Source organism: Salegentibacter sp. BDJ18 (genome assembly GCF_017579965.1).
Classification (GTDB): Bacteria; Bacteroidota; Bacteroidia; order Flavobacteriales; family Flavobacteriaceae; genus Salegentibacter.
Genome location: NZ_JAFLQX010000016.1, coordinates 97642 through 108732 on the forward strand (window position 1 = coordinate 97642; position 11091 = coordinate 108732).

At 37.6% G+C, this 11091-nt stretch carries 6 protein-coding genes; all 6 read left to right on the forward strand.

Annotation, left to right across the window (positions count from 1 at the left end; all coding sequences use genetic code 11):
• Positions 1 to 10: 10 nt before the first annotated feature.
• The gene (locus J0871_RS09635) at positions 11 to 1915 is read left to right on the forward strand and encodes a SusD/RagB family nutrient-binding outer membrane lipoprotein (protein ID WP_208225025.1); all 1905 of its coding nucleotides are present in this window, start codon (positions 11 to 13) and stop codon (positions 1913 to 1915) included.
• Positions 1916 to 2060: 145 nt separating this feature from the next.
• Positions 2061 to 3035 (forward strand): N(4)-(beta-N-acetylglucosaminyl)-L-asparaginase, encoded by a 975-nt coding sequence (locus J0871_RS09640; RefSeq protein WP_208225026.1) that lies wholly within the window; start codon positions 2061 to 2063, stop codon positions 3033 to 3035.
• A 192-nt stretch (positions 3036 to 3227) separates the two neighbouring features.
• The gene (locus J0871_RS09645; RefSeq protein WP_208225027.1) at positions 3228 to 4349 is read left to right on the forward strand and encodes an ROK family protein; all 1122 of its coding nucleotides are present in this window, start codon (positions 3228 to 3230) and stop codon (positions 4347 to 4349) included.
• 97 nt (positions 4350 to 4446) lie between these two features.
• Entirely contained in the window at positions 4447 to 6231 is a 1785-nt protein-coding gene (locus J0871_RS09650; RefSeq protein ID WP_208225028.1) for an alpha-L-fucosidase, read from the forward strand.
• Positions 6232 to 6405: 174 nt separating this feature from the next.
• Positions 6406 to 8775: a glycoside hydrolase family 95 protein gene (locus tag J0871_RS09655; protein WP_208225029.1), complete on the forward strand. Its 2370-nt coding sequence runs from the start codon at positions 6406 to 6408 to the stop codon at positions 8773 to 8775.
• A gap of 1 nt (position 8776) precedes the next feature.
• Positions 8777 to 10846, forward strand: coding sequence for an alpha-L-fucosidase (locus J0871_RS09660; RefSeq protein WP_208225030.1), 2070 nt, complete (start codon positions 8777 to 8779; stop codon positions 10844 to 10846).
• Positions 10847 to 11091 lie beyond the last annotated feature (245 nt).

Consider the following 11091-nt stretch of genomic DNA (forward strand, 5'->3'; position numbering starts at 1 on the left):
GAGAAATATTATGAAGAATATAATAAAAAGATGGACTGTTGCAGCAACAGTACTTGTTGGGATAAGTTCTTGTTCAGACTTCGAAGAAATCAATGTAAATCCAGTAGCCGCAAATGCAGATCAGGTACAGGTTGAATACTTTATAAATAATTCAATTGTATCTGCTCAACAGGATCCCCACGTGTCAGAAAGAGCATTTGTACTTTACTGGAAAGCCGCTGGAAGACAGGATAGAACTAATACATTACCTATAGGATCATATAATGATGGCTGGAGTAATGATTATTTTAATTCGATTTCAGGATGGTTAAATCACGCTTATACAGCAATTCAAATTGCTGATGAAAAAATTGAGAATGGAAATATAAATGAGTATACCAATAACCTGAAACAGGTAGCCAGAATTTGGAGAGTTTACTTATTAAGTGAAATGGCTGATAATTTTGGGCCTATTGCTATTAACGGTTTCCAGGGAGAAAATCCTGATTTTAATAGTGTAGAGGAAGTTTACGATTTTATGTTAGCTGAATTAAAAGAGGCCGTTGCTGATATGGATGAAGGGGTAACTGTACCATCCAATGTTCAGGATCTTGATCCCGCGTATGGATATAATTTCAATAACTGGAAAAAATATGCCAATTCCATGAGAATGAGATTAGCAATGAGACTTTCTCAGGTAGATGAAGCTAAAGCCCAGGCTGAATTTGAACTTGCAGCTAGTGATGAGTTTATAACCAATTGGGATGAAAGTTTTAAAGTTGCTGAAAGACCTGGTTGGGATGCATTAACAGGAGTTATGACAAGAGAGTGGAACCATCAGTACCTTTCTCCTACACTTAACAACTTAATGATTGGATTAGGTGGAATTTCTTCTGAAGAATTATTACCCTCAGATTTACACCAATATATTAAACCTGAAGGTTATTTTGGTCGCAAATATGAAAATCATTTTACTACTTTAACTAATAATCCTTCTGCAGGATATTGGTTTGATGGTTTACATCCCGAAATAGACCCCCGAGCTTATAAAGCTTATATAATTCCAGGTTGGTTTGACAATCCTGAAATGAACCGATACCCATCCTGGGATCTTTCTGCAACCGGAACTACTACCAGAAACCTACTGGATGGTGATGATGTTGTAGAAGAAATAGATGCAGCTTTTACCTGGAATGCACCTTCTATAGGAGATTGGGGTGAAAAAGGTTCTAGAAATCAGGTTTATAGCTGGCCAGGAACTTTGCCTCGTTTAGCCAATAAATTTAGAAATAGTACTTCTGAACGAGTATTCTTTGGATCCTGGGAAAGCTATTTCTTAATTGCCGAAGCGGCAGTTAGAGGATGGAATGTGCCACACGATGGTCAAATTGCTTATGAAGAAGGTATTAAGCAAAGTTTTGATTATTGGAATATCTCCTCGTATACTGAAGAATATGTGGCTTCAGAAGATTATAACCGCGCAGGTACTTCGGTTAGTTGGAGCCATACGGCTGAACCTATGAGTAAAACTGTAACTTATATTAACGGGTATACCGGAAGTGAAGAAACAACAACATTCTCTTATCCAGACAACCACCTTTATCAAAATGGAAATGTGAAGAATGATCATTTAACTAAAATTATAACGCAAAAGTTCATAGCTCAGGTTCCCTGGCTACCTCTTGAAACATGGAACGACCATAGACGTTTAGGTTTACCATTTTTCGAAAATCCAGCAGTAGAAAATTCCTTACCAAATTTACCTGCACTGGGACAAAATAATTATAATGAAAGTAGACAGGAGTTTTTTCCACAGCGTTTAAGATATCCCGGTAACTTACAAAATAATGTTCCAGAAGGTTATCAACAGGCTATTAATCATTTAGGAGGAGACGATAGTGTACTCACCCCTTTATGGTGGGCAAAACCTGAATAAATAGACAATTTTAAGGAATTGTTGTATTTTTTAAAATTCTGAATTCTAAAAATTATTACACGAAGTAATTGTTTCTATATCATTCATAAGGGTCATCGATTAATTCCGATGGCCCTTGAATTTTTTAATCTTAAACTATTATTATATGAAAAGGCGTAGTTTTATTAAGTCTGCGGGTACTATAAGCTTGGGTATCCCCTTTTTAAATTCCTGTTCCAGTTTACCAGCTTTTCAACAGGAAGATTCTTCTATTAAAACTGGTCCCGTTAGTATTAATACCTGGAATTTTCAGGAAGCTGGAAAGACAGCAGGGGCCACATTGGTTCAGGGAGGCACAGCATTAGACGCTGTTCAACGAGGAGTAATGGTAGAAGAAGCCAACTTAGATAATACTACGGTGGGTAATGGCGGCGCCCCCGATAGGGAGGGCGAAGTTACCTTAGATGCCTGCATTATGGCTCCCAATGGTAATTGCGGCAGTGTTGCTTATCTTAAAAATATAGAGCATCCGGTACTTGTTGCTCGAAAAGTGATGGAAGAAACTCCTCATGTGATGCTGGTTGGAGAAGGTGCTTATAACTTTGCTATTCAAAATGGATTTAAACCAAAAAATCTTCTGACTGAAAAATCAGAAAAAGAATGGAAAAAATGGTTGAAAGAGAAGGATTATAAACCTATAATCAATATTGAAAATCACGATACTATTGGAATGTTAGCAATAGATCAAACTGGAGATATAGCTGGAGCCTGTACAACTTCAGGCTTAGCGTATAAAATGCAGGGAAGGGTAGGTGATTCTCCAATTATAGGCTCGGGCTTATTTTTAGATAATGAAGTAGGGGGAGCGGTAGCTACTGGTTTGGGAGAAGAAATTCTAAAAAATGTAAGCAGCTTTTTAGTGGTAGAATTAATGCGCCAGGGGAAATCACCACAGGAATCGTGTGAGCTTGCTATAAAAAGAATAATTAAAAATAATTCGAAATATAAAGATTTTCAGGTGGCTCTGTTGGCTGTAAATAAAAAGGGAGAAGTAGGTTCCTATTGTATTCATCCAGGGTTTACTTATGTAGTAAATAGAGCTGGAGAAAACAAAAATATTAAAAGTGAATCTTACCTATAAAAAGCCGATGCTTAAGCCTTAAACTTGCTTGGTTTATAGTAAATATTAAGGATTATTTCTGAGTTAGAAAAGAAAAAAAAATACCAATAGCCATTTCCTTCAATCATGGGTATCCATTTTATATGGAATTAATGCCGAACAGTATTTTTAGAAAATACAATATTTAATAATTAAAAAATTTTCTTGTGTAAAATGAAAATATTCAATGACCAGCGAATAGTATTAACCTTAGATGCTGGAGGTACAAATTTTGTTTTCTCTGCCCTACAAGGTGGTAAGCCTATAACTGATTTATTAACCTTACCTTCTTATTCTAACGATTTAACAAGATGTCTTAATACAATCATCACCGGATTCGAAAAAATTAATGAAGCCATATATCCTGAGAAAGCGGTAGCTATAAGTTTTGCTTTTCCCGGCCCTGCTGCTTATAAAAAAGGAGTAATTATAAATCCGCCAAATTTTCCAGGCTTTAAGAATAGTGTTGCTTTAGGGCCTTTCTTAGAAGATTATTTTAATCTACCTACTTTTATTAATAACGATGGAGATTTATTTACCTATGGAGAAAGTATTGGTGGTTTTCTACCAGAGGTTAATAACGGTTTTAGAGATTTTGAAATCAATAAAAAGTTTAAAAATCTTATTGGTATTACCCTGGGCACTGGTTTTGGAGGTGGTATTGTAATTAATAATCAAATTTGCGAAGGCGATAACTCGGCTGGAGGTGAGGTCTGGTTAATGCGTAATTTGCTAGAGCCCGAAATCATAGCAGAAGAAAGTGTCAGTGTACGGGGAATTCAACATTATTATAAAAATCTATCGGGCGAAAGCGAGGAACGCAGTCCAAAGGAGATCTTTGAAATAGCAATTGGAAATGGAAATGGAAATAAAAAAGCTGCAATAACGGCTTATGATAATATGGCCCAGGTGGCGGCTGAAGCATTGGCAAATATAATTACCTTAATAGACGGTGCAGTGGTGATTGGTGGAGGGATGTCTGGCTCTTCTGAATTATTACTTCCTCAAATTTTAAAACATTTAAATGGCGAAATTAAAACTCGTAAAGGAGAAAAGTTGACTCGAATAGTATCCCGGGCTTTTTCTTTTGAAGAGAAGGAAAGCAAAAACGAATTTTATCGCAGAGCTACAAAAAAAGTAAAAATTCCATTTTCTTCCCGTGACGTCGAATTTATGGCGAACAAAGGAATTCCAATAGGGATTTCACGCTTGGGAACAAGTAAAGCAATTATGCTTGGCGCCTACGCCATAGCTTTAAATCAAGTTGAAAATTTTACCCTAACTACAAAGAAGTAGAGCGATTATATAATAAATATAGTAATTAACAATCAATTAAACTTTGATTTGACCGGTATCTCTTTAACGGGGAAGCATTTATAAACTTACACGGATAATGAAATTGAAAAAAACAATAATATTTCTTGGTATTTTAATTGGTTTTCAGGGAGTTGCACAATCTCCGGAAGAAAAAGCCATAAAGGAACACGGTTACCCAGAATGGTTTAAGGAAGCAAAACTCGGTATTTTTATACATTGGGGATTATATTCTGTACCAGCTTATGGAGGCAAAGAGTCTTATGCTGAATGGTTTTTGAGAGGCTTACAAACCAATGATAGTTTGCGTACTACTTTTGTGAAAGAGAACTACGGGCCAAGCTTCAATTACAAAGATTTTGCCGGAGAATTTAAAGCCGAACTTTTTGATCCAGCCGAATGGGCTGAGATATTTAAAGAGGCGGGAGCTAAATATGTGGTTTTGGTTTCAAAACATCACGATGGGTATGCATTATGGCCAAGTAAATTTAACCGAAACTGGAATAGTGTTGATACCGGTCCAAAACGTGATATAGTTGGCGAATTAACAGAAGCTGTTAGGGATGAAAACCTTAAAATGGGGCTATACTATTCTTTAGCTGAATGGAATCATCCTTTACATCGCTGGTATACAGATCCTCATGATAGCATTGGCCAATATGTTGAAGAATATATGGTGCCGCAGTTTAAAGAATTAGTCAATTCATATAAGCCATCATTAATTTTTACCGATGGGGAATGGTACAATACTGCTGAACAATGGCAGGCTCCACAGCTTATAAACTGGTATTACGAAACGGTAGGGGAAGAAGCCATAGTAAATAATCGCTGGGGTCACGGCCTGGATGTTGGTTTCTTAACTCCGGAATACAGTTCTGGAATAACCGAAACAGAAAGGCCCTGGGCCGAAGTTAGGGGTATTGGACGTAGTTTTGGTTTAAACCGAAATGAAGATTTGGAAGCCTATGGAACCGGGAAAGAACTCATTCAGCGGTTTGTACAAACCGTAGCAAATGGCGGTGGTATGATTCTAAATGTTGGGCCAAGAGCCGATGGGCAAATTCCTATGATTCAGCAAGAGCGTTTAAAAGAATTAGGAACCTGGCTTAAAATAAATGGAGAGGCAATTTATGGTGCTCAGCCCTATTCTAAAACAGGGGAAGAACAGGAGATTAGTCGCAAAAGGATTGACAGTACGATCGATTTTAACTGGGTAAGAAATTCACCAATAAAAGGAATAAGGGAAGACGATTTTCGGGCAAGCTGGGAAGGATTTATCGTAGCGCCGAAAACAGGAAAATATACTTTTGAAATTGAGGTAGATGATGAAGCTATGGTGCAAATTGATGATGAAATTATCATAAATAGCAATTATACGGCGCCCGATAACGAAGCTGAGGTTATGGGAGCCAGTACCGGGACTTCTGATAAAGGTGAGATTCGATTAAAAGCGAACGAATTAACTTCTATCAAAATAAATTACCGCGAAAAAAAGCAAAATGCTAAAATAAAACTCTACTGGCAACAAGCTAACGCCGAAAAGAAAATTGTTCCTGCAAATGCTTTTTTTACCGACCAAACAAAGCAAAATAGAGGATTGAAGGTAACTTATAGTTCTAAGGAAACTTATTTGAGTTATACCAGGAATAATAATGCACTCTATGCTATAAGTTTTCAATGGCCCGATGAGCGTTTAGAACTTGAGGTGGAAAAACCTTCAGATGATGCTAAAATTAGTTTGCTAGGATTAGACAGGGATTTACCCTGGACTTATGATAATAATAAACTTATTATTGATACCTCAGAAATTAAGTATCGCGAACTGCCAGGCCACGATGCCTGGACCTTTAAAATTGAACAATAAGGAAAATAATACAAAATTAATACGCATTGAAACTCCAGAAAAGAACCGGGTCGTGATCTGATTAAGAAAAGGTACGGATGTTTTGGAAGTTTCTTTGAAGAATAGAGGTTAGAAAGCATAAGAAATTCATTATCTAAAAAATATGATGCAGAATACTGCTAAATTCTACAAATTATGATCAAAAAATCATTGCTTTTAATTCTGGCACTCGGGCTGGGATGTTCGGCTCCTAAAGAGAAAAAAGAAGATAAAGAAGACTTAAATGAACATGTGCTATGGTATGCGCAGCCTGCATCAGACTGGATGGAGGCACTGCCCATAGGAAATGGTAGGTTGGGAGCAATGATTTTCGGGAACCCGAAGAATGAGCGAATTCAATTAAATGAAGATTCGCTTTGGCCCGGTGGCCCTGATTGGGGCGATTCAAAAGGAAGCCCGAAAGATTTGGATCACATCAGGAAGTTAATTCTAAAGGGAAAAACCAGTACCGCCGATAAAGAAATTATAGATAGGTTTTCAAATAAAGATATTGTAAAATCCCATCAAACTATGGGAGATCTTTATCTGGATTTTGAACATGCCGGAGACATTGGGAATTATAGACGAAGCCTTAGTTTAAATGATGCTTTGGCAGAAGTAAGCTATACTATAAACGGCGAGCAACATCATCGTAAAATTTTTGCAACCGCAGCAGAAGATGCCATTATAATTCAATTAAGTACAACGGCAGAAGCAGGATTAAATTTTAGTGTGAACTTAGATCGCCCGAAAGATGAAGGTCATAAAACAGTAGAAGTAAGAAACCCTGCCGAGAATCAAATTTCCATGTTAGGTGAAATTACCCAGATGGGTGCCGCAAAAAATTCAAAACCTAAACCTTTGGATTATGGGGTTAAATTTGAAACTTTACTCCAGGCTGAATCCGATTCGGGGGAAATTTATTCCAATGGATCCGGCTTAAAAATAGAAGGTGCTAAAGAAGTGACCTTGTACCTGGTAGGTAATACTTCCTTTTATACTGAAGATTTTCAGCAGAAAAATAGACTGGCATTAGAGAAGCTTAGTAAAAAAACTGTTGCTGAATTATTAGAATCGCACAAAAAAGATTACCAGGAATTATTTACAAGAGTAGACTTTTCCCTTGACGAAGGTGTTAATGGCAGCATACCAACCGATAAACGACTGGAGGCTTTTAAGAAAGGAAAGGAAGACCGGGCACTAATTACCGACTTGTTCCAATATGGTAGGTATTTGCTAATCTCTTCTTCCAGGCCCGGCACAAATCCGGCCAATTTACAGGGGTTATGGAATCAGCATATTGCCGCCCCCTGGAATGCCGATTATCACTTAAATGTAAATTTACAAATGAATTACTGGCCGGCAGAAGTCACTAACCTTAGTGAACTTCACGAACCGTTATTTGACTATACTAAACGTTTGGTTGAGCGGGGAAAAAACACGGCGAGAGAACAATATGGTTTAGAAGGAGCGGTGCTTCATAATGCTTCCGATCTATGGGGCGCACCTTATATGCAGGCTCGTGAGGCTTATTGGGGCAGTTGGATTCACGGCGGCGGATGGCTTGCACAACACTTTTGGCAACATTATCTATTCACTCAGGATAAAGAATTTCTTAAAACTATCGCTTATCCCGTTTTAAAGGAGTTTGCTACATTTTATGCCGGCTGGTTGGTTAAAAATGAAAAAACTGGAAGTTTTGTTTCTTTCCCGGAAACTTCTCCCGAAAACTCTTACATCAATGAGCAGGGAGAAAGAGTAGCACTTTCTTATGGCAGTGCTATGGGGCATCAAATAATCGCCGAAGTATTTGATAACACCTTAAAAGCCGCAGAAATTCTAGATATAGAAGATGCTTTTTTAGCAGAAATAGAAGAAAAAAGAAACAAATTAACCCCAGGGTTAAAACTAGGACCTGATGGCAGGATTTTAGAATGGACCAAAGCCTATGAGGAACCTGAAAAGGGACATAGACACCTTTCGCATTTATACGCGCTTCATCCAGGTTCAGGAATCACGGAGGTCGATTCCAATTTATTTGTAGGTGCGCAAAAATCTATTGATTATAGATTAAAACATGGGGGTGCAGGAACAGGTTGGAGTAGAGCGTGGATGATAAATTTTAATGCACGATTATTTGATCCTGAAGCTGCAAGGGAAAACATTCATAAGTTTTTTGAAATTTCTCTGGCAGATAATTTATTCGATTTACATCCTCCTTTTCAAATTGATGGAAATTTTGGATATACCGCCGGTATTGCTGAGATGCTATTGCAATCTCATGAAGGTTTTCTACGGATACTACCGGCATTACCTGAAGCCTGGGAGCAAGGACATATTAAAGGTTTAAAGGCTCGCGGAAATGTATTGGTAGACATTGTTTGGAACAATAATAAAGTTGAAAAAATACGCTTACAATCACCAAAAGAAAAAAATATTAAAATTAAATATGACGATATGGAAAAAAGCATTTACCTGGAAGCTGGGAAAGCAATAGTATTAGATAAAAACCTTGAAAAACAATAAAATGCTGAGAAATATCTTCCCCTATATAATCGCAATATGTTTGATTTCCTGTAAAACTACGGAAGTTACCGAACCAAAAGCTGTGGGTCCGATACCATCGGACCGACAATTAGCCTGGCAGGATTTGGAATACTACGGTTTTGTTCATTTTAATATGAATACGTTTACCGATATGGAGTGGGGCGAAGGCGGCGAATCTCCCAAGAATTTTAATCCTACGAACCTCGATATAAGACAATGGGCAAAAACCGCTAAAGATGCCGGGATGAAAGGGATAATCTTAACGGCAAAACATCATGACGGATTTTGTCTCTGGCCTACAGAAACCACGGAGCATTCAGTTAAAAATTCTCCCTGGAAAAATGGCGATGGAGATGTAGTGAAAGAACTGGCAGAAGCCTGTAAGGAATTCGGACTAAAATTTGGAGTTTACTTATCTCCCTGGGATCGTAACAATCCGGAATATGGCAGGCAAGAATATGTGCAGATATTTCATAGGCAATTGGAAGAGTTAATGACCAATTACGGACCGATTTTCGAAGTTTGGTTTGATGGAGCTAATGGCGGGACCGGTTATTACGGTGGTGCGAATGAAAACCGAAAAATTGACCATAGAGATTATTATGGATGGGATCAGGTTTTTTCTATTATTCGTAAACATCAACCTGATGCTGTTATTTTTGGAGATAATGGTCCAGACGTACGTTGGGTGGGCAATGAAGAAGGATTTGCTGGAAAAACCAACTGGGCCCTAATCAAAAAAGATGAAATGTATGCAGGATCTGGAAGACATAAGGAACTGCAATATGGCCATGAAGATGGTACCCATTGGATACCTGCCGAAGCCGATGTTTCCATTAGACCGGGTTGGTATTATCATGCCCGGGAGGATCACCAGGTAAAATCATTACCCGAATTGCTGGATATATATTATAAATCAGTTGGTCGTAATGCTTCACTTTTATTGAATTTGCCTGTGGATACCCGTGGTTTGGTGCACGAAAATGACGTAGAACAATTGATGAAGTTGCGAAAGCAGTTAGATAAAGATTTTGCTGAAAATTTGGCTATAGACGCTATAGCTACAGCATCTTCAGAGGCAGGCTCTCATTATAGTGCTCAAAATGCTACTAATGGGGATACTGAGGCTTATTGGATGCCACAAAAGGAAACCATAAAGTCAAATATAATGATTGAGTTCGATGAGCTGCAGGAGGTTAACCGGTTTGTAGTTCAGGAATATATTGCTTTAGGACAGCGTGTGAAGTCTTTTACTTTAGAAGGGAAGATTAATGGAGAATGGAAGGAAATAGCATCTGAGACTACCATAGGCTATAAGCGAATATTAAGGTTTGATCTTGTAGAAGTTTCTGCCTTGCGTTTGAATATTACGGATGCTAAAGCACGACCTTTAATTTCAAATATTGAAGTTTATAAGGCACCTTTAGTGATGGAAGCTCCGGAAATTGTTCAGCATAAAGATGGTTTGATTAGCATTGAAAGCTATGATAAAAACCTGGAGCTTTATTATACCTTAAATGGAGAAGAGCCTAACAAGGATTCTAAACGATATTCTGAAGGATTCTTATTGCAGGATCCTACCCGCGTAATGGCTGTAGCATATAACCCCGGAACTAATTCCTATAGTGAAGTTTCAAACATTAGGCTGGATATACCTAAGAAGGATTGGAAAGTATTAAATGAAAATGACGATGCAGAGAAAATTATCGATGCCGATGAAAATTCAGTATGGACAAAACAAGGGAAACTTCCGCAGGAGGTAATAGTAGACCTCGGTAAAATTTATAATTTAAAAGGATTTACTTATTTACCCCAACAAAGTAGATGGCCCCAGGGTGTAATTGCAGATTATGAATTTATGCTTAGCGAAAATGGAAAACAATGGAAGAAAGTAAGTGAAGGTGAATTTTCAAATATTAAAAATAATCCTATAGAACAGCTTATTGAATTTAAAACTACAAAGGCACGATATTTTAAATTCGTAGGAAAACGAAGTGCTGATGATACGGAAGTTCTGGGAATTGCGGAAATAGGAGTAATTACAGAATGATAAGATTGTCAAGCAGAAGTATTAGGACAATAAAAATGGGAATTAGCAGGTATACAACCTGAGGTTGCTCAATTATTTTATTCTTTAATCGATATACTGGTCTATAATCTGCACTTGAGAGGGTGTAAATTAAACTCTGTCTGAATTGAATTATTTATTAATTTCATTCATACAGAATTATGACAACAAAAGAACAACAAGAATTCGAGAAGAAGGTACTTGACCAGTTCATGTCTGGCAAGAGC

What these genes read in the sequence shown, in the direction of transcription:
- J0871_RS09635 (WP_208225025.1), top strand. Translation starts at nt 11, where the DNA reads ATGAAGAATATAATAAAAAGATGGACTGTTGCAGCAACAGTACTTGTT.
- J0871_RS09645 (WP_208225027.1), top strand. Translation starts at nt 3,228, where the DNA reads ATGAAAATATTCAATGACCAGCGAATAGTATTAACCTTAGATGCTGGA.
- J0871_RS09655 (WP_208225029.1), top strand. Translation starts at nt 6,406, where the DNA reads ATGATCAAAAAATCATTGCTTTTAATTCTGGCACTCGGGCTGGGATGT.
- J0871_RS09660 (WP_208225030.1), top strand. Translation starts at nt 8,777, where the DNA reads ATGCTGAGAAATATCTTCCCCTATATAATCGCAATATGTTTGATTTCC.
- J0871_RS09650 (WP_208225028.1), top strand. Translation starts at nt 4,447, where the DNA reads ATGAAATTGAAAAAAACAATAATATTTCTTGGTATTTTAATTGGTTTT.
- J0871_RS09640 (WP_208225026.1), top strand. Translation starts at nt 2,061, where the DNA reads ATGAAAAGGCGTAGTTTTATTAAGTCTGCGGGTACTATAAGCTTGGGT.